Source organism: Micromonospora sp. NPDC005686 (assembly GCF_042871665.1).
GTDB lineage: Bacteria > Actinomycetota > Actinomycetes > Mycobacteriales > Micromonosporaceae > Micromonospora.
The window spans coordinates 347,389-368,358 of the sequence record NZ_JBIAIY010000002.1 but is presented as its reverse complement, the minus strand read 5'-3'; the positions used below and the strand labels follow the sequence as shown (position 1 = coordinate 368,358).

General features: G+C 74.5%; 14 protein-coding genes. 2 read left to right on the top strand and 12 right to left on the bottom strand.

Annotation, left to right across the window (positions count from 1 at the left end; all coding sequences use genetic code 11):
• Positions 1 to 9: 9 nt before the first annotated feature.
• From ACFYON_RS05745 to ACFYON_RS05730, 4 genes are all read right to left on the bottom strand, one after another.
• Positions 10 to 1,407: a TfuA-like protein gene (locus ACFYON_RS05745; protein WP_355047259.1), complete on the bottom strand. Its 1,398-nt coding sequence runs from the start codon at positions 1,405 to 1,407 to the stop codon at positions 10 to 12.
• Positions 1,400 to 2,566 (bottom strand): YcaO-like family protein, encoded by a 1,167-nt coding sequence (locus ACFYON_RS05740; protein WP_355047260.1) that lies wholly within the window; start codon positions 2,564 to 2,566, stop codon positions 1,400 to 1,402. The genes ACFYON_RS05745 and ACFYON_RS05740 overlap by 8 nt, the downstream gene beginning before the upstream one ends.
• A gap of 30 nt (positions 2,567 to 2,596) precedes the next feature.
• On the bottom strand, positions 2,597 to 2,971 hold the full coding sequence (locus tag ACFYON_RS05735; RefSeq protein ID WP_354868330.1) for a hypothetical protein: 375 nt from the start codon (positions 2,969 to 2,971) through the stop codon (positions 2,597 to 2,599).
• Positions 2,972 to 3,115: 144 nt separating this feature from the next.
• The gene (locus tag ACFYON_RS05730; protein ID WP_354868327.1) at positions 3,116 to 3,478 is read right to left on the bottom strand and encodes a hypothetical protein; all 363 of its coding nucleotides are present in this window, start codon (positions 3,476 to 3,478) and stop codon (positions 3,116 to 3,118) included.
• Positions 3,479 to 3,814: 336 nt separating this feature from the next.
• Between ACFYON_RS05730 and ACFYON_RS05725 the strand changes: the two genes are divergently transcribed.
• Positions 3,815 to 4,591 (top strand): MerR family transcriptional regulator, encoded by a 777-nt coding sequence (locus ACFYON_RS05725; RefSeq protein ID WP_354868324.1) that lies wholly within the window; start codon positions 3,815 to 3,817, stop codon positions 4,589 to 4,591.
• Between the two features lie 8 nt (positions 4,592 to 4,599).
• On the opposite strand, the gene ACFYON_RS05720 is transcribed toward ACFYON_RS05725, so the two are convergent.
• The 8 genes from ACFYON_RS05720 to ACFYON_RS05685 all read right to left on the bottom strand — a co-directional run bounded on the left by ACFYON_RS05720 (position 4,600) and on the right by ACFYON_RS05685 (position 19,499).
• Positions 4,600 to 7,632: an ATP-binding cassette domain-containing protein gene (locus ACFYON_RS05720; RefSeq protein WP_387320612.1), complete on the bottom strand. Its 3,033-nt coding sequence runs from the start codon at positions 7,630 to 7,632 to the stop codon at positions 4,600 to 4,602.
• A 24-nt stretch (positions 7,633 to 7,656) separates the two neighbouring features.
• Positions 7,657 to 9,840, bottom strand: a complete 2,184-nt coding sequence (locus ACFYON_RS05715; RefSeq protein ID WP_354868319.1) for an NHLP family bacteriocin export ABC transporter peptidase/permease/ATPase subunit — start codon at positions 9,838 to 9,840, stop codon at positions 7,657 to 7,659.
• Positions 9,837 to 10,646 (bottom strand): HlyD family efflux transporter periplasmic adaptor subunit, encoded by an 810-nt coding sequence (locus ACFYON_RS05710; RefSeq protein ID WP_354868317.1) that lies wholly within the window; start codon positions 10,644 to 10,646, stop codon positions 9,837 to 9,839. Before ACFYON_RS05710 ends, ACFYON_RS05715 begins: the two co-directional genes overlap by 4 nt.
• Complete coding sequence (locus ACFYON_RS05705) at positions 10,643 to 12,097, bottom strand: SagB family peptide dehydrogenase (protein WP_354868315.1); 1,455 nt, start codon at positions 12,095 to 12,097, stop codon at positions 10,643 to 10,645. Before ACFYON_RS05705 ends, ACFYON_RS05710 begins: the two co-directional genes overlap by 4 nt.
• A gap of 80 nt (positions 12,098 to 12,177) precedes the next feature.
• Positions 12,178 to 14,454, bottom strand: a complete 2,277-nt coding sequence (locus ACFYON_RS05700; RefSeq protein WP_354868312.1) for a TOMM precursor leader peptide-binding protein — start codon at positions 14,452 to 14,454, stop codon at positions 12,178 to 12,180.
• Between the two features lie 137 nt (positions 14,455 to 14,591).
• Entirely contained in the window at positions 14,592 to 15,611 is a 1,020-nt protein-coding gene (locus ACFYON_RS05695; protein WP_354868309.1) for a hypothetical protein, read from the bottom strand.
• A 151-nt stretch (positions 15,612 to 15,762) separates the two neighbouring features.
• Positions 15,763 to 18,636: an AAA family ATPase gene (locus tag ACFYON_RS05690; protein ID WP_354868307.1), complete on the bottom strand. Its 2,874-nt coding sequence runs from the start codon at positions 18,634 to 18,636 to the stop codon at positions 15,763 to 15,765.
• Between the two features lie 386 nt (positions 18,637 to 19,022).
• A complete protein-coding gene (locus tag ACFYON_RS05685; protein ID WP_354868304.1) occupies positions 19,023 to 19,499 on the bottom strand; it encodes a TspO/MBR family protein in 477 nt (158 codons plus the stop codon).
• A gap of 180 nt (positions 19,500 to 19,679) precedes the next feature.
• On the opposite strand from ACFYON_RS05685, the gene ACFYON_RS05680 reads away from it, so the two are divergent.
• A complete protein-coding gene (locus ACFYON_RS05680) occupies positions 19,680 to 20,843 on the top strand; it encodes a peptidoglycan DD-metalloendopeptidase family protein (protein WP_354868301.1) in 1,164 nt (387 codons plus the stop codon).
• The last annotated feature ends 127 nt before the right edge of the window (positions 20,844 to 20,970 follow it).

The window sequence follows — 20,970 nt, the reverse complement described above, 5'->3', positions numbered from 1 at the left end:
GACGCCTCCTCAACCGATCCGGGCCGCTGAACCGGCCGGGCTGTCCTCCTGCGTGCGCTGCGCCACCGCCGGCAGTCGCGGGGCGCCGAACGCCTTGACGTACGCCACGAGCGGTTCGGCGGCGTACCGGAACGCCGCCAGGCTGTCGAAGCCCCGGTCCCACGCCGCCGCCTCCAGCCCGTCGGCGTCGCAGCCCCACAACCGCGCGAAGCACCCGTCGACGACCTCGGTGCGGAAGTGGAGCCGGCCACCCGGGCGGCGGTGTCCCGTCGTACGCGGGACGAGCGTCTCGTTCAGCGACGCCGCGGTCGCCGCGACCTGCCGCGCCGCGGCGAGCATCGCGGGGGTACGCAGCGGCGCCGCGACCATCCAGAGCGCCAGGCTGCGGTACGGCGTGGTGCCGAACGCCCGCACCAGCACCCGCAGCACCGCCTCCCGGTCGTCGATGCCCCGGTCCCGGTCGGTGAGCCATTCCCAGCCGCCCGGCGGCACGCCGGTCAGGCCGCGGTCGTGGGCCGCCCGGTGGGCGCGCTCCTCGACCGCCGGGTCGGTGATGTCGAGTTCGGCCAGCCCGGCCAGCACCCCCCGCCGGTGCCAGGCCGGTGCCTCGGGGTGCAGCAGCATCAGCACGGCCGCGGCATCCCGGTCGCTGACCCAGTGGCCACCGACCGGCGCCCCGGCGAACCGGGAGCGCCAACTGTCGAGGAAGCGGGTGTGCAGGTTGTCGATCGGCTGGTCGTCCGCGTGCGCGGGGCACAGCTCCGGCGCGTTCTGCGCCGCCATCGACAGCAGCAGCCGCGCGTCGGCGCCCTTGGCGTCTCCGGGATCGCACCGGCGCCAGGTCAGAAACCGGTCCACCGCGCCCGCGGCCCCGGGCGGCGCGGTGCGCTCCAGCGCGCGGTACGACCGCCGCCGGAAGGGCAGTTCCCGGCCGATGTCCAGCAGCAGCTCGGCCTCGGCCCGGCTGAGCACACCGGCGGCGACCGCGCGGCGCAACTCGATCCGGACGTTCACCAGCGGCTCGCTCAACGTGCGGTGGCCCTCCTCGGCGGGCCCGTGCACCACCGCCACCTCGTCGTCGCCGGTCACCACACCGTCGCGGTAGAGGCGGAACACCTCCCCCACGCCACGCATGCCGAACGGCCACAGCTCGGCGGCGCGCAGCGCGCCCATGCTGGCCGCGCCGGCCACCGTCACCCCACGATCGAGCAGGTCCAGGATCTCCCGGTGGCGGACCGGCGGGCGCTGCAGGAAGAACCCGTCGATCACGAGGACCCGGTCGCCGGGGCCGACGTCCAGGCGGAGCAGGTCGCCGTGCGCGACTGGTGGCAGCACCACCGCGTCGGGCAGCAGCCGGCCCACCTCGTCGGCCGGCAGGCTCGGTCCGATGAAGACGACGTCAGTCACGGGGTGCTCCCGGTCGGGTGCTGAGGGCCCGCTCGTCGAACATGCGCAGGCCGGGGGCGAACACCTTGCTCACAGGGATGCCGATGTCGTCGTGCGTCAGGTCGACGCGGAACGGCTCGACTCCGGTGATCCGCTGCACCCGCACCGCCAGCTCACGCAGCACCTGGGTCACGTCCCCGGCGGGCGGGGGGTCTCGGCGGACCGGCCCGGCTGGCCGGTCGACAGTGGGCGGCGGCACCGGCGGCGCGCCGACGTCGTGGTACGCCGTGGCGTCGATGTCGTCACGGGCCCCGGAGATCATGACCAGCCGGGACTGCGCCGCCTCCGCCATGGCCCGGCCGACCGCGATCTCCGGGTCCACGTGGCAGCCGAAGCCGCCGAAGGTGACCGGCAGGTCGGGGGACCAGATCGAGGCGGCGTAGCAGGGCACGCCGACCTCGTTGGTGATGTCGCAGACCTCCACCCAGCAGCCGGCCCGGAGCAGCGCCTCGTGCACGGTGCGGGTCATGGCGTTGGTGGCGGTGCCCGGGTCGGTGTAGGTGCGCTCGGTCAGCGGCGAGGTGCAGTACGGGGCGATGCAGTCGCGCTCGACGACCTCCAGCAGGGCGTGCAGGCTGGCCTCGGCGAGCGTGTTGCCGGTGGCCAGCCCGTTGCTGCTGGCGGTGAACAGGGCGCGGTCCCACCCGCGCCGGACGGTGAAGTCGAGTTCGATGGTGGCGCGGGGCACCAGGCAGGGCGTACCGGTAACCAGTCCACGACCTTCGACCCAGTCGAGTTCGACGGCGGAGGTCAGCGGTGAGCGCTCCGCCAGGTGCAGCCACCGCACGTCGTACGGCAGGTCCAGCGCCTCGGCCGGGGACCGGACGGCGGTCCCCGGCCGGAGGTTCTCGGCATGCCAGGACTCGATGCTCTCCATCACCGCGCTGACCCGGGACTGCATCGCCGTGGCGCCGGTGCCGACGCTCACCGCCATGGTGGCGCCGACCGGCCGGTAGGCGACGTGCACCGGCAGGCCGATCTCGTCGAGCCGGGTGATGTCGGCGACCCGGGTGAGCCGGAACCGGTCGAGCATGCCGCCGACCCGTGCCCAGGTCTGCTCCACGGTGGCCGTCCGGTAGGTGCCGGATCGGAAGGCGATGGTCTCGGTCGTGTCAGTCATCGAGGCTCCCGGCGGGGTGGGGGGAGGAACTCAGACGATGAGGACGGCGATGATGTTGACGTTGTTGTCGGCCGCCGCGGCCACGCCGCCGGCCACCGTCTCCAGCTCGGCCTCGGTCAGCTCGTTGAGGTCGACCAGCGGCACCTCGGGCACGTGCAGCACGTGCCGGCCCGGCGTGCCGGCCCAGTCGGCGACGATCTGCTCCTTGGTGTAGAGCGTGGCGGGCTGGGCGCGGTCCACCTCGACCGTGGCGCCGGGGGCGACCGGCAGACCGGCCGCCGTCGCGTAGCCGGTCGGGTCGGCGAGGAGTCGCTGGAGCTCCTCGTCGCTGCGCCACACCGCGGTGACCAGTTCCGAGTACTTGGTCACGAATCTGGCGCCGAATTCCTGGTCGTCGTTGCTCATCTTTGGGTCCTTTCCTGGGGCTGCGGGCCCGGCGGTTAATTGCTGTGGCGAGAACGCTAGGAAGATGGAGGTCAGGCAATCAAGCATTTCCTCTGAGTGCCATCAGAATCTGCCGTGCCGACCGGCGGGCGGCAGACATCGGTGTCAGGTGCAGCAGCACGGACAGCAGCAGGCGCAACTGGAGTCCAGGCCGGCGACCACGCTGTCCAGCTCGTCCTCGGCCAGCTCCGCCTCGGCCACCGGCAGCAACGACGGCACGAAGAGCACGAAGGCGCCGGTGGCCTCCGCCAGCTCCCACGACTCGACCTGGACCTCGATGTCCGGATCGGCGTCGGCGACGTCGCGGACCACCCGGACCTGCACCTGTTCGGGCAGATGGAGGCCGTAGCCGGCGAGGAACGCCCGCGGGTCGGAGTTCAGTGCCTGCTCCCTGGCCGGCTCGGCCCAGACGTCGGCGACCAGCCGGCTGTACGCGGCCACGAAGACCGCCCGATCGACGTTTGTCACACCCCTGCTCCCTTCCACGGTCGGCCGTCCGCGGTGACACGGGACGGCCGCGGGCAGCGCGGGGAGGGCCCGGGCCACCGGTTTCCGATTCATCGTGGGCCCGCGGGCCGTTCCATCCGGCCGGGCGAGTGGGAATTTCATCGAATGCGGCCGCGACAGGGTCGCGCAGCGGCGAAAGCCGGGTAATTGGGAATCATCGGCGTGCCACGGATTGGCGATTCTAATGATTGTCATCGGTGTGAACAAGTAGTGATTCCTCGCCTGTCACCCGCGCGGCGTACGCACCTAGGCTGCGATCGCCGGCCCGCCCCCGTGACAGCGGTCCGGCGGGGTGCCGTGTTCCGTCACCGAGCGCTGCCGGAGGCCACCGTGACCATCGACGAGGTGACGACGACGCCCGGCGGCCCGGTCGGGTACAGCGTGGAGGAACTCGCCCGCAAGGTCGGCATGTCGCCGCGCAACATCCGCGCCCACCAGGCCCGGCGGCTGCTGCCCCCACCGGTGCGGCACGGCCGGGCCGCGCTCTACGACGACTCCCACGTCCGTCGGCTGGACGCGATCCTCACCCTGCAACGGCAGGGCTTCAACCTGGTCTCCATCGAGGCCATGCTCGGGGTCCGGGCCGGTGACGAGGTGCCCGACGGGTTGACCGCGATGCTGCAACGCCTGGCCGCCGAGCGTCCCGCGCTGGCCCATTCGCTGACCCGGCACGGCGTGATCGGCCGGGCCGCCGACGGCACGGTCCGGACCACCCGGCCGCGCCCGCTACGCGCGGCCCTGGACCTGCATCGGGTACGGGTCGGCACGGTGCCGGCGTTGCAGACCCTGAGCGAGGTGCTGGACAGCCTCCGGCCGGTCGCCGGCGAGCTGGTCGCCGCCGTGACCGCGAGGCTGCTGGCGCTCGCGCCGGAGCTGGCGCGCGGCAGCCGGTCGTCCTGGGCCGACCTCGACCGGGAGACCCTGCTGTTGACCCAGGGGGTGGTCGGCGTGCTCACCGAGGCGTTCCGGCTCGCGGTGGAGAACCAGGCCGAGGCGCACGTCGCGGAGCTGCTGGAGAACCACCTCGACACGGACGTGTGCCTGGAGGACGGCGCGGTCATCGACAACGGCTGACCGGGCGGTCAGCCCGCCGCGGGCTGACCGTCGGGCTGCCGGCTCTCCACCACGGCGTCGGAGCGTTCCGGCTGGTCCACCAGCTGCCGGCGCGCAAGCCGGTGGAACAGCCCGGTCGGCTGGTCCATCAACTCGTCGTAGGTGCCCCGCTGAACGATCCGCCCCGCTTCGAGCACCACGATGGTGTCCGCCGCGCGGACCGTGGACAGCCGGTGGGCGATGACCACCCGGGTCGCGGCCAGGGCCGCAGTGCTCCTGGTGACCATCTCCTGGGTCCGGTTGTCCAGCGCGCTCGTCGCCTCGTCGAAGAAGAGGATCCGGGGCCGGGGCGCCAGCGCGCGGGCGATCAGCACCCGCTGGCGCTGCCCGACGGAGAGCGTCCCGCCGCCGAACGGCACCATCGTGCTCATCCCCATCGGCAACGCCTCCAGGTCGTCGGCGAGCCCCGCCAGCCGCGCCGCCTCCCAGACCTGGTCCAGCGGGAAGCTGCCGGCGCCGCAGATGTTGTCCCGTACCGAGCCGGCGAAGAGCTGGCCGTCCTGCAGGACCACCCCGCACTGCCGGCGTACCGCGTGGACGTCGAGTTCGGAGAGGTCCTGGCCGTCGTAGAGCACCGCGCCCTGCTGCTGGCGTTCGAAGCCGAGAAGCAGCCGCAGCAGTGTCGACTTCCCGCAGCCGCTCGGCCCGACGACGGCGACGAACTCACCCGGGCGGACGTGCAGGTCGATGTCGACGAGCACCGGCGGCTCGTCCGGCTGGTACGCGAAGGTGACCCGGTGCAGAGCGACCTCGCCGCGCAACTCGCCGGGGTCCACCCGGTCCGGCCGGGCCTCGGGGTCGGCGCGCAGGATGTCCCGCAGGCCGCCCAGCCGGGGCACCGCCGCGATCACCTCGACCCCGGCGGACACCAGCACGAGCAGCGCGCCGAGCAGCATCGCGAAGCCGACGTTGAGGACGAAGAAGTCGGTCGGCGAGACCCGGCCGGAGAGCGGGCCCATCAGCACGGCGAACAGGACGAGCTGACCGGCGACCGGGAGCGCGGTGGCGAAGGCGACCAGACCCGCCTGGCTCTGCCGCACCCGTTGCAGCCCTGCCCGGGCGGTCGCCGCCACCTCCGACCAGCGGGCGTGGGCCCGGGCTTCGGCGGCGGCGACCTTGATCTTGACGATGCCTCCGAGCAACTGGTTCGTCATCGCCGCCGCCCGGTGCTCGGCCGGCAGCGCGGCGTGCTGCCGACGGGCGATCAGGACGGCGAAGGCGCCGAAGGTCAGCATGGTGACGACGACGATCCCCGCGCCCCACAACCCGAGCACGGGCTCCACCACCAGGAGCATGCAGAGGGTCACCACGACGGTCGCGGCCGCGGAGACGAGCTGCGGCAGCAACGCGCTCAGCGCCTCGCCGACGAACGAGATCCCCAGCATCGAGTTGGCGATCTCACCGCTGCTGCGCCCGGTGAAGAACCGGGCGGGCAGCCGCATGAGCCGGTCCCAGATCGCCAGGTGCGCGCCGGACTGCAACCGGCCGTCCAGCCGCAGCAACCGCAGGTTCTGCGTCACACCGACCAGTCCCGCGACCACCGCGGCGCTGAGCATCAGCGCGAGGAACCCGAACAGGCCGTCCACCTCGCCCTGCCGGGCCAACTGACCGAGCACCTCACCGGTGGCCAGCGGCACGCCCAGGCCCAGCAGCGCCACGCAGGCGGCGGCCACCAGCAGCCCGCGCACGTCGCGGGCCGCGCCCACGAGCCCGGCCCGCAGCAGGTGACGCATCCGGGCGACCGGCGGCAGCGGCGCCTGCACCTGGGTCGCCTCGGCGGCGAACGCCGCGGCCACCGCCGCGTCGACCCGCCCGTACGCCCGGGTGTCCGGATCGACGTGGTGGTAGCGCCCCCGGCGGAACACCAACGGCACCGCGACGGCGGCCGACGGGTCGTCGCCGGTCCGCCACCCCACCAGCGGCCCCAGGTCCCGCCGCCACCACCGCTGCGGAAGGCGCACCTCGCGCAGGAAGAGGCTGGACACCCGGGACACCGCCCGCACCGCCGCCCGGTCGTCAAGCGGCGCGCGGCTGCGGTCCGTCGGCTCGTTTACCGGGCTGCCCATCCCCTCGGTGACCACCCGGAGCACCGAGGCCGCCCGCCCGTACCTGTCGAAGCCGGCCTCCGGGTCCGGGACCGCGAGCGCGCCACCCGCGCCGATCACCCCGAGTGACCGGCGGGCCGCCGCGGCGAGCATCTCGGCGTCGATCTGCCGGCGCCGCTCCACGCCGTTCAGCAGCGCCGCGTCGGCCTCCTCGATCCGGGTCTCCACCAGCCGCAGCAGCCGCACCACGTGCTGGTCGACCGCCGACCGGAGCTGGCCGGTGACCAGCAGGTCCCAGCTGCCGTGGCTCTCCACCGCGCACGGCGACTCGGCCACCACCCAGTCCCGCTCGGCGATCAGCAACAGCTCGCGCTCCCCCGACACCTCCGCCGGTCCACCGTCGTTGCGGCGCAACTGCCCGCCGGCGCTGCGCAGCCACCAGGCGCCGCCGGTGGAGACGAGGGTGCTCCCCTGCGCCAGCGACACGATCTCGTGGCCGCTCAGGGTGGACGCCTCCCGGGGCGCCTGCCCCCGGCGCAGCGCGTCGGCGACGGCGACGAGCACCAGGTCCACCGCCGCGACCAACTCCGTCGCGGCGCCGCGCGCCCGCGGCGAGACCTCCTCGTCCGCCGGAAGGCCGGGCCGGACCTGCCGCTCCAGCAGGGACAGGTGCTGCCGGGACAGCGCGCGCAGTTCCGTGCCGGGCAGCGGCACCAGGATCAACTGCCACACGCCGATCGCTGTGGAGGCCGGCACCAGGCCGCCCGCGGGCAGCCGGGCGATGTGGTGCCGGCGGGACGGGTTCACCCCGGTCCGGCGTACCGCGAACAAGTCGGCCTCGCCGCCGGTCACCAGCCAGCCCGCCACCGGGTCGTCGAGGCGGCAGACCTCGCGTACGCCCTCGGCACAGAAGCCGATCAGGCCACCCGCCGCGGGACCTTCCACCGCGCCGCTCATCAGCGTCTCCTCGTGTCGTGGCGGTCAGTGGTCCCGGACCAGGCGCGCGTACGCGCCGTCGCGGGCAACCAGTTGCTCGTGGGTGCCGCGTTCCACCTCCCGACCGCCGTCCAGCACGACGATCAGGTCGCAGTCGCGGACCGTGGACAGTCGGTGCGCCACGATCAGGCAGGTCGCCCCCCGGCGGCGCAGGTGCAGGTCGATCCGGCGTTCGGTCTCGGCGTCCAGCGCGCTGGTGGCCTCGTCGAGCACGAGGACCCGGGGATTGCGGACGAGCGCGCGGGCGATCTCGAGCCGCTGCCGCTGCCCGCCGGAGAAGTTGCGGGCGTTCTCCCGGACCGGACCGGCCAGGCCGCCCGGGCGGGCCGCCACCTCGTCGTAGAGGCAGGCGTCGGTCAGCGCGGTGACGACGTCCTCGTCCTCGACGGTGAGGTCCCACATGGTGACGTTGTCCCGGACCGTCCCCTCGAACAGTCGCTGGTCCTGGTCCACCATGGCCACCGTGGCCGCCCACAGTCCGTCGTCGGTCCCCGGCCGTTCCAGCCCGTCCACCGTGACCCGCCCGGTCCACGGCCGGTAGAGCCCGGCGACCAGCCGGCCCACCGTCGACTTGCCGCTGCCGGACCGCCCGACGAGCGCCACCCGGGCGCCCGGCGGCAGGTCCAGGCTGAAGTTCTCCAGCAGGGGACGGCCGAGCGGGTTGTAGCCGAAGGTGACCTCCTCGATGCGCAGGTGCCCCTCCAGCGGGGTCAACCGCCGCGCGGGCCGGTCCTCGGCCGGCGGCAGCGGGTACCGCTCCACGTCACGCAGCCGGTTGAGGTCGGCGCTCATGTCCTGGATCCGCGAGCCCAGCGCGGTCAGGTTGCCCAGCGGCCGGTTCATCGCGGCGGCCAGGCTCTGCATGCCGACCAGCACGCCGACGCTCATCGCCTCCGCCACGACCTGGCGGCTGCCCAGCCCCAGCAGCACGGCTGTGGTCCCCGAGGCGAGGAACGCGGGCAGGACGGAGAGCACCGCGGTCGGCACTCCCAGCCGCTGCTGACGGGAGGCGACCGTGGCGTGCCGCGCCGCGAACCGGGCCACGGCGCGTTCCTCCTCGCCGCCGGCCTTCACCGTCTCGATCATCTGGAGCGTGGTGTAGACGGTGGTCACCATCTTGCTGCGGTCCGCCTGGAGCCCCGCGACGGCCGTCGACCGGGTCGAGGCGACGTAACGCAACACGCTGACGTTCAGCCCGGCGAGGACTGCCGCACACAGTCCGAGCAGCAGGTCGTACTGGCAGAGCAGCGCCCCGTACGCCAGCACCAGGCCGGTGTCCACCACAGTGGTGGCCGCCCGGCGGGTGAGCACCTCGGCCACCACGTCGTTGCCCCGGACCCGCTGGCCGAGGTCGGCGGCCTGCCGCTGGTCGAAGAAGGCCGGCGGCAGCCGCAGCAGGTGCCGGAAGAACCGGGCGGCGCTGCTCAAGGCGAGCGCCGTCTCCGCGCGTACGGTCAGGCGCTGCTGGAGCAGGCTGCCCAGGAAGGTCAGCACCGTGGCCACCGCCACCGCCGCCACCAGGCCGGCGAACGCGGCCCGGTCCTCCTGCAACAGCACCCGGTCGACGAAGACCTTGGCCATCACCGGGATGGTCAACCCGACCACGGCGATCAGCAGGCCGAGCAGCAGCATCTGCGCGATCGCCGAGCCCGGGCCGCGCCACCGCTCGGCCAGCGCCCGCAGCAGCCGGTAGCGGGTGCCGCCCGGCCGGAACTCCGGACCCGGCTCCATGGTGAGCGCGACGCCGGTGAAGGCGCCGTCGAACTCCTCCCAGCTCACCGCGCGCGGCCCGGTGGCCGGATCGTTTATGTGGACCTTGCGGCCGAGCCCTTCCAGCACCACGAAGTGCTCGAACCGCCAGAACAGCACCGCCGGCAGCGCGACGGTGGCCAGGCCGGCCAGGTCCATCTGGAAGCCCTTGGCCACCATCCCGTACTTGCGGGCGCCCCGCAGCACGGTGGCCGCCGTGGAGCCGTCCCGGCTCACCCCGCACACCCGGCGCAACTCCTCCAGGGGTACGTGCCGGCCGTGGTGGGCGAGCAGGATCCCGAGCGCGGCGGCGCCGCACTCCACCGCCTCCATCTGGATCAGGGTGGGCGTACGGACCCGTCGACGGCGGATCCGGGGAATCTCCGGCGTCGCGGTGGCGTCTGTCGTCGGCGCGGTCATCGGCCCAGCAACCAGTCGATCGGGTGTTCCCGGTCCACTGTGAACCAGGCGGTGACCTCGCTGGCCGAGTTGAGCTGGAACGGTGGCGGGGACTTGGTCCAGCGCAGGCCACCCGGCGCGGCCGGGTCGGGTTCCAGGGTGACTGTCACCCGGACCACGCTGCCCCGGGCGAGCAGTCGCCGGACGTCCGGCCCGGTGCCCAGGAAGGCGCGCAGCGATGCCTCGGTCTCCGGGAAGGCGCCGATGGTGGTCACCCGACCGGCCAGGGTGCCGAACACGTTGCGCGGCGCCGCCGCGGCGGCCACCTCGACGGGCACACCCGGTTGCAGCAGTGGCGCGGCGACGGCGGGGGCGTAGACGACCGCCTGCAACGCGTCCCCGGCGGTGTCCAGCCGCTCCAGGTCGGCCAGGTGCGTGCCGGGGGTGACGATCTCGCCCTCGGACACCAGCCAGGCCACCACGTACGCGTCACCCGGCGCGTTCTCCACCCGTACCTTGCCGTCCATCGAGCGCAGGCTGTAGAGCGGCGTGCCCTTCGTGACCCGCTGGTGCGGCGCCGCCCACACCTTGGTGACCTGACCGCTGTCCAGCGCGTCGAGCGCGGATATCCCGTTGGAGTGGATCAGCACCCCGGCCGCCTCGACGGTCCGGGGCACCACGGTACGCACCGACCAGATCCCGGCGGCGACCACGACGATGAGCAGAGCGGCGGTGGCCAGCCAGTTCGGCACGGTGGTCAGCCGGACCGCCCGGTCGAGCTGCTCGGGCGCCTCCAACTGGCGCAGCGCCTGCCGCCGGAACTTCACCGCCGGCCTCCCGCCTCGGCGGGGTGGCGGGAGCCGAGCAGGAAGTCGGCCACGCTCGGTTCGACGAGTGGATCGAGTCCGGACAGCTCGGCGAAGGCCTGGGAGTCCCCGGCGCCGAGAGCGCACGGCGCCAGTCCCATCGCCGTGGCGACGAGGTACATCTGCTGGGTCAGCACACCAGCGTCCTTGAGAATCATGGCGTAGCTCATCCCTTCGTACTTCCACATCAGCCGCTGCACCCGCGCGGTGACCACCAGGACCGTCTGCGGCGGCCGGGGCATGGCGCCGGCCGCCCGGGCGTACGCCAGCAGCCGGTCGGCGGCCCCGCCCCAGCCGGCGACCGGCTCCAGCCGGTGCCCGACGGCGTCGTAGTGGTAGAGCCCGGGGTCGAGCCCGGCGCAGCGCGCGACCAGCGGATAGATCTCCAGCTCGTAGATCCCGCCGCCGCCCGGGTAGGGCCGGTGGCCCACCTCCTGCCCGCCGGCCTCACCGGCGACGGTGGTGTGCTGCGTCCGGTACAGGAACTCCGCCAGCCGGTCCAGCGGCAGCGGCGCCGTGTCGTCGTGCTCGCGTACGGTGCGCCGGTCCGCGACGACCTGGCTGAACGGGGGATCCGCCTTGGTGATCGTCGCCAGGTCGGGCAGCGGCAGCTCGACCGCCCGGTCCCCGTCGTACGGGCGGCGCAGCGGCTGCGGCGCGAAGCGCTCCCGCATCCGGTACGTGCCGCCCACCGGCAGCGCGTGCCGGCCCGCCCGGGAGCGGTGGTGCAGGCGCAGCTCCTCCGGTGACCAGTACGCCAGTGGCGCGTCGTCGTGCTCCGCGTCGTACTCGGCGTCGGTGACCAGGATCCGGGCGGTGGCCAGCTCGTCGAGCACCCGGCCGGCGGCCTCCGGTGACACGCCGATCGTGCGGGCCACCGTGTCGGGTCCGAGGCCCGGCACGGCGGCGGCCAGCACCGCGCCGAGGGCGGCGTCGGCGCAGCCGACGGTGAGTGTGCTCAGCGACGACGCGGCCACGAGCGTTCCCCGTTCGTGCTGGAGGGTCGCGAAGCGGGAGAGCCGGTAGCGGACCCCCGGGGTGTGCGGCCGGCTCTCCGGCAGGCTGCCCCGGCCCAGGCCGGTGGGTACGAGGTCGAGCAGCGGCCGGTCGTCGACCTGGACGCGGCGCTCCAGCCAGCAGTGGGCGAGCAGCCGGCGCAGCAGCAGCTGCGCCGGCAGCACCCGGCTCTCCCCCTCCAGGCCGCTGATCAGCCGCCCCACCTCGACGTCGCCGACCCAGTCGGCGGCGAGCCGCAGCAGCAGCGCTCGCCGGCCCATGCCCGGTCGCTCCAGGGTGAGCCGGAAGCGGGTCTGCCGCAGCACCAGCGAGCCGTCCTCACCGAGCCGCAGCTCGGCGTCCCGGCGCAGCCGGTACGACTCCTGCACCGGAGGTCCGGCGGCGGCGCCGGTCACGACGTCCGCCGGCCGGTCTGATCCGCCACGGTGGCCATCCCCACATCCCTTCCACGTTCCCGGCGGGCCGGGAGCGCCGGTCAGAAGAACACGTTCAGCGGATTGGCCGACGTCTCGTCGGCGGCCAGCGGGTTCCGGCCCAGGCGGTCCGGCACGTCCCACAGTCGCCCCGGGCCGAGCCGGCGCCAGAAGTGCCGCATGCCGGGCACCACGACCTTCACCACCGCCAGTTCGACGTCCGGGCGGGACTGGTCGACGACGATCACCTCCAGGCCGGCCCGCTCCGCGCGGCGTACGCATCGGCGCACGTCGTCGCCCACGTCGCCGGTGGTCAGCGCCGGGTGGTCGGCGAGGGTGCGTGGCGGCCGGGCCGGATCCGGGGACAGCCAGGGCTGGTCGGCGACCCGTACGGTGCCGAACCAGCGCGTGGTGTCCGGGTCGCCGACGCCGTACCGGTTGGGCCCGGAGCCGGGTCCGCCGACGGCGGGCAGGAACTGGTTCACCTCGGTGAGCGCGCGGGTCAGTGCGACCCGCGCGTCCAGGTGCGCGCCGAAGCCCACCAGGACGTCCTCCGGCCCGCCGTCGACCCGCCGGGACACCGCGGCGAACACCGGTATGCCGAGGTCGGCGGTGAGGTCGAGGGCCCACAGCTCGCGGTTCAGGACGGCGGCGTGGTGGTCGGCGCAGGCCACTGCCCACGGGTCGGCGAACGAGGCGACGTCCACCCCGGGCATCCGGGACCTGTGGTACCACCACAGGGCCACACTGTCCCGCTCCACGAGTTCGCAGAAGCCCTGCACGATCGCCTCGGACAGGTTGCCGCCGGCCGCGCAGCCGTTCGAGTCGGCCGAGCACACGCCCAGCCCGGTCAGCTCCGGATGGCCGTACCAGCAGTACGCGGCGGGCAGCTCGCGCGGCTGCCGCCGGGTCAGCGACCAGCCGGTGGTCCAGTCCAGCTGCACGTCGTCGGGCAACGGGCGGGGAACCCGGTGCAGGTGGCCCAGGTAGCGGTTGAGCCGGTCCCGGTCGGCGTACTGCCGTTGCGAGAACAGCAGCAGTTCCCGCAGGTGCACCGCGCGGTCCGGACCGAGCTGCCGGTAGGCCGCCCGGTGCACCGGACGGTCGCCGCGCCACACACCGCAGTAGCGCTCGACCGCCTCCCCGATCGCGCTCATCCGGGCCTGGAGGTCGGTCCGGCCCTTGCCGCCGCTCTGCCCGCGCAGGTTGCGGCGCAGGCCGTCGAGCCGGCTGGGCTGGGCGAAGTTGTGCCCGGCGGAGTAGGTGTGGGTGACGCCGTTGTCGGTCGCCTCCAGCGGGGTCAGCCGGCTCACCATGCCCAGGTACCGGCTGACGTGGTGGGCGAGTGCCGCGTACGTCTCGGCGGCGTCCCGGGTGCGGGACTCCCCGGACCGGCTGGGCTGGGCGCCGCTCGGCGGCAGGTCGATCCGCGGCTCGGCCTTGCGGACGAGGTCCGGGTCGCCGCACGCGGGGCACTGCGGTTGGCGTACCAGCCGGTGGCTCTCCGTGCTGAGGTCCCGGGTGTCCAGGGCGACCATCCGGCCGGTGAGGCGGGGCGACGTTCCGAGCACGGCGAGCACGGCGAGTTCGGCGGCGAGCAGGCCGGCGGCCGTGGTGGCGAGTCCGGGCAGGACCGCCCGTCCTGGTTGCGGCAGCGGGCCGGCCGGGTCCTGGGCGCCGAGGAAGGCGTTCACCTGCTCGTTCTCCTGCCAGCGTTGCCGCAGGCAGGCCCAGCATCCGGTACGGCCCGGCACCAGGTTCGGGCCGAGGAAGATCACGTTGCCGTGTGGCCGGGCCAGGGTCCACGCACGACCGGCGGCCAGATGACGGTCGTTGATCGGCGCGAGGCGGGGGTCGAGCATCGACGACGGCAGCACCAGCACCTGGGCGTCGTCAGCGCCGGGGTCGACCGACTCCGGCCCGACCGCTGTCACGGCGAGCCCGAGGGCACGCAGCGCGTCGGCCGTCTCGGCCACCCGGGGTGCCCCGAGGTCCACGACGGTGACCCGGCCGCCGGCCATCCACCGCCGCCCCGCCTCGGGCGGGACACCCCGGGCGTCCCAGCCGGCGGCCTCGGCCGGCGAGGTGAGCGCCGGGCCGGACGTCAGCAGGCCGTGGTCGCGCAGCCGGGCGAGGGCGGCGGCGACGGCGGCGACCGGGTGCCGGGTGGCGAGCCGGGCCACCACGTCGGCCAGCGGCGCGACGCCGTCGAGCTGGTCGGCCAGGTCCGCGGCGACCGGATCGTCGACCAGTAGGCTACGGGTCTCCCCCAGCACCACGAGCGGGCCGTCGGGCAGCCGCACCGGCAGGTAGTCCGATCGGAAGCGCGGACGCCACATGGTTCCTCCCGAGCCTGGTGGCCGGACCGTGGTCCCGCCGGCCCCGCCGGCGATCACGGTTGCTGCCATCGTCGCGTTCGGAGGTGCCGATCCCGAGTGATGCCACCGGTTTCAGCAGTCGGCGCGACGGCGCCCGGTCAGCCGGCGGTGACGGTCAGCGCGGTGTCGTTGAGTCCCAGCACCGAGGTGCCGGTGGCCTGCGCCGGTACGAGCAGCAGGAAGGTCTCCACCCGGGTGACCCGGATCGACTTCCCGCGCACCGCCGTGCGGTGGCCGGTGGCGATCAGGTCCGGACTCTGCGGCACCATCTGGACGGTGGGCGGACCGCCGGGCGCCGGGCGCAGCGTGTCGGCGGCGTGGATCGTCAGGAAGGTCAGCGTGCCGGCCGGCGTGGTGACCGCACAGTCCGACCACTGGGCCCGGTCCAGGGTCCGCCGGACCCCCGCGCCGGCGCCGGCGAGTTGCTGCCCGTAGACCTCCCAGCCGCCGGCGAACTGACCGTCGAGCAGCGGGCTCGACGCGACCAGGGACCGGTTGCCGGTGGTCGACCCGATGCTGCGCGCGAAGACCTCGGCGGCGAGAGCCCGCCGGCTGGTCTCGTCCAGGGCGGTGCCGCCCGCCGTCGCCGCCCGCCCGTCGATGCTCCGGGCGGCCACCAGCGAGGACTGGCTGACCTGGACGTTGTGGCTGAGCTTCCACTGGCCGTCCGCGCCGAGCACGAACTGGCTGACGTCGGTGGGCGCCAGTTCCGAGCCGGCCAGCTTGAGGGTGGCGGTGACGAGGAAGCAGGACGGGTCGCCGGGCGGCACCGCGAACGCCGGGTTGATGTGCTGGAACGACGGTTGCGTCTGCTGGTTGTAGGCGGCGCGGCGGACCGCGGCGATGCTGAGGTCGAGCGAGGGCGAGACCTCCTGGGTCCGCAGCGTCTCGACGTCGCCGGCCACCGAGGCGGCCGAGTCGGCCTGGTCGAAGGCGGTGAGCACCAGCGCGGCCCGGTCCCGGCCGAAGGCGGCCGGGCCGTCGGGGGCCGGGGTCGCCGCGTCCACCGGCTCACCACCACAGCCGGACAGTACGAGCAGCGCCACGGTGGCGGCGGCGAACGGCATCGCCGGCACGGCGAGGACACGCGGGCCCCTGACGGATCTTCTGCCCAGCATCTCGTCCTCCATCCACAACCGGTCCACGGGAATCGCGCCCGATGCAGTCGAGTATGTGAGCGGGGGTCGGCCCCGGCCGGTGGCGGCGCGGCCTCGTGCTGCCCGGCCCGCGGGCGTTGCACGGAACGACGTCATCCGGTCCGGGCAGCGGTCACCGATCGGTGTCATCGAGCCGGGCGACCCAGGCGACCAGCCCTGACCGGGAGGTGACGCCGGCCTTGCGGTAGATCCGGGTCAGGTGCGCCTCCACGGTGCGCGGGCTGATGTTGAGCTGCCGGCCGATCAGCCGGCTGGTGACTCCGGTCGCCGTCAGCCGCGCGATGTGCCATTCCCGGTCGGTGAGGGCGGCGGTCGCGCGCGGGCCGACCGGCCGGGCCAGTCGCAGGCCGACCCGTTCCGTTCCGCACCATCCGGCCAGTTCCAGCGCGCGGCGGCGGGCCCGCGCTGCCGGGCCGGGCTGTTCCGCGGCTTCGGCCGCCCGGGCCAGGGAGGCCAGCGCCAGGCTGCGGCGGAGGGCCATGCCGCCGGAACGGAACAGGTCGGCAGCGGTCTCCAGGTGGAGCTGCGCCGCCGCGATCTCACCGCGGGCGAGCAGCACCTCGCCGTATGCCGACTCGGCGAAGCCCCGCTGCCCGGGCAGGCCCACCTGCTCCGCCTCGGCCATCGCCAGCCGCGCCTGCCGTTCGGCGTCGGCCACCTCGCCCGCGGCGAGCGCGGCGGAGCAGAGCAGTTCGTGCCACATCGGCCGGAGGGCGGGCTGGAGGCGGCTCAGCCGGCTGTCGCCGCCGGCCGAGCGCACCAGTTCGGCGCAGGTCGCCGGGTCACCGGCCAGCAACGCGGCCGTCGCCAGCGCGGTCGCCGCGGCACGGCCGCACCAGGTGGCCGGGTCGGTGGCGATTCCGACGGCGCTGCGGGCCAGCGCCACCGCCCGGTCGTCGTCCCGGGGACCACCACGCCAGGCCGTCGCCTCCGCCTCGGACGCCAGGGCGAAGCTCAGCAGGTGGTGGCTGCCGATGCGCCGGGCGACGATGCCCGCCTCGGTGGCCAGTCCGATGGCCGTGCCCAGCAGGCCCGCATGGTAGGCCACCTGGCTGCGCGCGAGCAGGAGCTGGCACAGACCGTCGTCGCGGTGCGAGGCGCGGACGAGCGTCAGCCCACGGTCGAGGTGCCGCACCGCGTCGGCCGGCCGTTCGAGGTACGACTCGGTCAGGCCGAGCGCGGTGAGGCAGTCGGGGTGGTCCCGCAGGTCCCGGTCGGGTAGCGAGTCGACGATGCGGCTTCCGGCGTCGAGCAGCCCACGCGCCTCGTCGAGCGCGCCGTCGTGCACGGCGGCCAGGCTGCGTACGGCCAGGAGGCCGGCCCGGTCGACACCCTCGCCGCCCGGGTCCCCGGCGAGCGCGTCGGGCAGCGCGGTCACGGGACGGCCGGCCAGGATGCCGGCGGCACCGATCTCGGTGGCGAGCCGGTAGCCGCCGGTGGGTCCGGTGCCGGCCGGCAGGGCGGCCAGCTCGCGCCGGCTGATCGCCACCGCCTCCGCGTAGTTGCCGAGCAGGCGTTCCATCCGCGCCCACAGCGCCACCGCCCGGGCCCGTCGTCCCTCCTCGTCGGCGGGGAACAGCGGCACGATCTCCTGGAGCAGGGCCCGGCTCTCGGCCAGGTTGCCCGCCTCACCGGTGATCTGGGCCAGCGCGAGTGACACGTCGCGGCGGCGCTGGGCCGAGCCGGCCGTCGGCCGCAGCGCCCGCAGCGCCTGCCGCAGCCAGTGGACGGCCAGGTCGGGCGCCTCACGCCGGATCTCCTGGGCGGCCCGGGAGAGCACGTCGGCGCAGCGTTCGGCCCAGCGGCCGTTCGGCAGGGCGAGCAGGTGTTCCGCGTAACGCGCCTGGTCCACGGGGGGTGCGCCGAGATCGACGAGCGCGGTGAGCGCCCGCGCGCAGGCCTCCATCCGCCACGCCGGGTCGGTGTCCTGGGCGACCGCCATCCGCAGCACCGGGTGCCGGAGCGCGAACCGCCCGGTGCCGGGTACGCGGCGGATCAGGTCGAGCCGGGCCAGCCGCCACCCGGCCTCGACCGCCTGTGCCGTCGGCACCTGCGCGACCTCGGCCAGCAGCTCCGGGGCGAAGGGCGCGTCGACGATCGCCCCGGCCCGCAGGCAGGCCAGCTCGACGGGCGGCAGGTCGGTCCACTCGCGGCGCAGGGCGGCCACCGCCGCGTCGGGCAGCCGGGCGCCCTGCGCGTCACGGATCGGGTCGGCGCCGGCCGGAGCGGGTCCGCCCGGAAGCGCCGCCAGGTAAGCGGGGTTGCCGCCGGTCAGGTCGTACCGGGCGCGCAGCTCCGCCGGATCGGCGTGGGGGTGCAGGAGCGCGACCTCGGCGAGACTGAGCGGCAAGAGTTCGATCCGGTCGTGGGATGTCGGCTCCGGATCGGCGTTCTCGTCGGATTCCGGCGGGCCGAACGGCATCGGGGTCGCCATCTGCCTCGGGCGGTAGACGAGCACGAGCAGCAGCGGCGCCGGCACCGGATACCGCAGGAGGTGGGCGATCAGGCCGGCGGAGGAGGCGTCCGCCCAGTGCAGGTCGTCGAGGACCAGCACGAGTCCGTCCCGGGCCGCCAGGCCGATCAGCCGGCGGGCCGCCTGGTAGGTCCGGAACCGCCGGACGTCCGAAGCCCGCTCCGGGGCCGGTGGCGCCGCGGCGGACTCCGCCCAGGTCTCCGCGGGCCGCCCGGCCCGCAGCCCGCGCCGGGGTGGCTGGCCCTTCGTGAGGGCGTGCCGGAACACGTGGAAGGGAACTCCCCGCTCATCCGGTGCGCACGTCCCGACGGCCCACACGACGGCGGGGGCGGATCGTCGCAGGGCCTCGTGGACCAGGCGGGTCTTGCCGACACCCGGCTCGCCGACCACTTCACACACCATCTGCCGGCCCTGGCCGAACGCCGCGTCCCGGGCTTTTCCGATACGCGCCAACTGCGATTCCCGCCCGGCGAAGCACGGGCCCGATGACGCATTTCCCAGCCCAGGTGTCATCACGCAGATCAGACGCTTTCCGGCACACTCATAGGGGATGGTCCGAACTATAGCGGCGGAGCGGCGCCCGATGTCACATGGCCCCGATGCGGTCGGCCCTTATTTCACCGAAGTGCGGGAACGCCGATTCTTTACGACACCGCACCACAGCCCGCAGAAGGGACTGGTCACCACAAGGGCGGAACGATACCGATATCGCCACGATTATGCGCGGCCATACCAACCGGCCCGAACCCGATATCGCCGACTTCCGCCAATTTCAGCCAGGCGAGCCGGGGTGCACCTGGGAGACGAAATGGAAAATGCGCGGATGGCCGCCCCGCCCCGCGGAAACGGGCGGAGCGCAGTCAGCGGAAACGGATGCTCCGCCGGCGGGAACGCCGGCCTCACCTGCCGCGATTGAGGCGCACGATGGTGCCGTTGAGCGCGGTGGCGAAGAGGGTCCACGCCACGTACGGGGCCAGGGCGGCGCCGGAGGGCCCGTCGGCGCGCGCCGCGCGGCGCAGCAGCGCCAGGTTGGACAGGTTGAGCGCGGCGATCCCGGCCAGCGCGGCGGCCGGCTTCCGGGCACCGAAGAACAGGGCCGACCAGCCGGCGTTGAGCGCCAGGTTGAGCGCGTAGCCACGGGCGAAGGAGGCCCGCTCGGGGCCTTCGGAGCGGTCCAGCGTCCGGGCGCCGGCGACCGCGATCAGCCCGTACAACGGGGTCCAGACGAGGGGGAACGCGGTGGGCGGCGGCTGCCACGCGGGCTTGCGCAGGCCGCGGTACCAGCGTGAGGAGGTGGCGGACGAGGTGACGGTGGCACCCGCGGCTGCGGTCGCGGTCACCGCCGCCGCGGTCTTGACCAGGGTCGGCACTCGCATACCGCTCAGCTACCCGGCCAGCCGCGAATCAACCCGCAGGCCCGCCACCTTCGTCGGAAGATCCACTTCCGGACGCCCCCCGGCGCACAGATCTTTCAGCGGAGCACGCGCGACTCGTAGACAATTTTCACACCCTTCGATAACCTCGCCTTTCAGTGATGCTTGTCGATAGGAGGCTCCATGCGACGGCTCGTGCTCTCCTTAACTCTGGCGGCGATCGGCGCCTGGACCGTGGCGCCGACGCCGGCCTCGGCCGCGCCCCGCCCGGCACCGGCGCCCGTCGCCGACGCGGTGACCGCGAAGCTTCTCGGCCAGGCCGACACCGCCACCGCCCGAGCGGCGGGTGCGGAGCGGACCCGGGTCACCGTCACCCGCGCGAACGGCCGGTGGGCGTTCGGCACCGCGGTGCTGCTCGCGGACCGGACCGCGGACGCACACCCCACCGGGTCGGTCTTCCTCGCCCGGGCCGATGCGAAGGGCTGGACCGTCGCGTTCGACGGCGAGGCGTCGTTCGGCGACCTGGCCGCCGCGTCGCCGCTGGTGAGCCAGGACGAGAAGGCGGTGTTCCGCACGCCCGTCACCCCGATGTACGCCGGGGGCGACTTCCGGACCGGGATGGCGCTGCCGTTCGCGGTCGGGCAGACGTGGACGCTCACCTCCGGGCCGCACGGCTGGGGCGGCGCCGCCGCGCCGTGGAGTTCGGTCGACCTCGCCGGTGGCGACCAGGTCGTCCGCGCCGCCCGGGCCGGTACCGCGTACACGATGTGCACCGGGTGGATCCGGGTCATCCACGACCGGGGCTACTCGACCGACTACTACCACCTGTGGAACAGCATCTCCGTCAACGGCGCCGCCGTGGGCCAGGGCGCATACCTGGGTAACACCGGCACCGACGTCACCTGCGGCGGCTCCGCCAGCGGTCGGCACGTGCACTTCGGGCTGCGGCAGAACTCGGCCTACGTCCCGATCGCCGGGCACGGCGTCGGCAAGTGGGACTTCGTCGCCGGCGCGGCGGCGTACCAGGGCGGCGCCCGGCACGGGTCCGCCTTCGCCGGCGGGGGCGGCGGCGTCTACAACTACGGCGCGCTCGGCTTCAACCAGGGAGTCGTCGACGCCAACGGCGGCGGCACCCTGACCCGGCGGTCCGGTCCCGGAACGGGGTACGGCGCCGTCGGCTCGATCGCGGACGGGGCCACAGTCACCGTCTCCTGCTCCGCCAACGGCACCTCGCACACCGGCCGGTACGGCACCACGGCCCTGTGGGACCGGCTCAGCGACGGTAGCTGGGTGTCCGACGCCTACCTGTCCACCGGAGTCAACGGGCCGATAAACGGCTGGTGCTGACCCCGGCCCCACGTCGGGGGGGGGGGGGGGGGGGGGGGGGGGGGGGGGGGGGGGGGGGGGGCGGCGGGGCGGGGGGGGGGGGCCGCCCCCCCCCGGGGGGGGCGCGGGGGGGGCGGGGGCGGGGGCG

Excerpts from the sequence above, each read along its gene's own strand:
- ACFYON_RS05740 (WP_355047260.1), bottom strand. The coding sequence starts at position 2,566 with ATGACTGACACGACCGAGACCATCGCCTTCCGATCCGGCACCTACCGG.
- ACFYON_RS05735 (WP_354868330.1), bottom strand. The coding sequence starts at position 2,971 with ATGAGCAACGACGACCAGGAATTCGGCGCCAGATTCGTGACCAAGTAC.
- ACFYON_RS05720 (WP_387320612.1), bottom strand. The coding sequence starts at position 7,632 with ATGAGCGGCGCGGTGGAAGGTCCCGCGGCGGGTGGCCTGATCGGCTTC.
- ACFYON_RS05715 (WP_354868319.1), bottom strand. The coding sequence starts at position 9,840 with ATGACCGCGCCGACGACAGACGCCACCGCGACGCCGGAGATTCCCCGG.
- ACFYON_RS05700 (WP_354868312.1), bottom strand. The coding sequence starts at position 14,454 with ATGTGGCGTCCGCGCTTCCGATCGGACTACCTGCCGGTGCGGCTGCCC.
- ACFYON_RS05695 (WP_354868309.1), bottom strand. The coding sequence starts at position 15,611 with ATGCTGGGCAGAAGATCCGTCAGGGGCCCGCGTGTCCTCGCCGTGCCG.
- ACFYON_RS05690 (WP_354868307.1), bottom strand. The coding sequence starts at position 18,636 with ATGACACCTGGGCTGGGAAATGCGTCATCGGGCCCGTGCTTCGCCGGG.
- ACFYON_RS05685 (WP_354868304.1), bottom strand. The coding sequence starts at position 19,499 with ATGCGAGTGCCGACCCTGGTCAAGACCGCGGCGGCGGTGACCGCGACC.
- ACFYON_RS05680 (WP_354868301.1), top strand. The coding sequence starts at position 19,680 with ATGCGACGGCTCGTGCTCTCCTTAACTCTGGCGGCGATCGGCGCCTGG.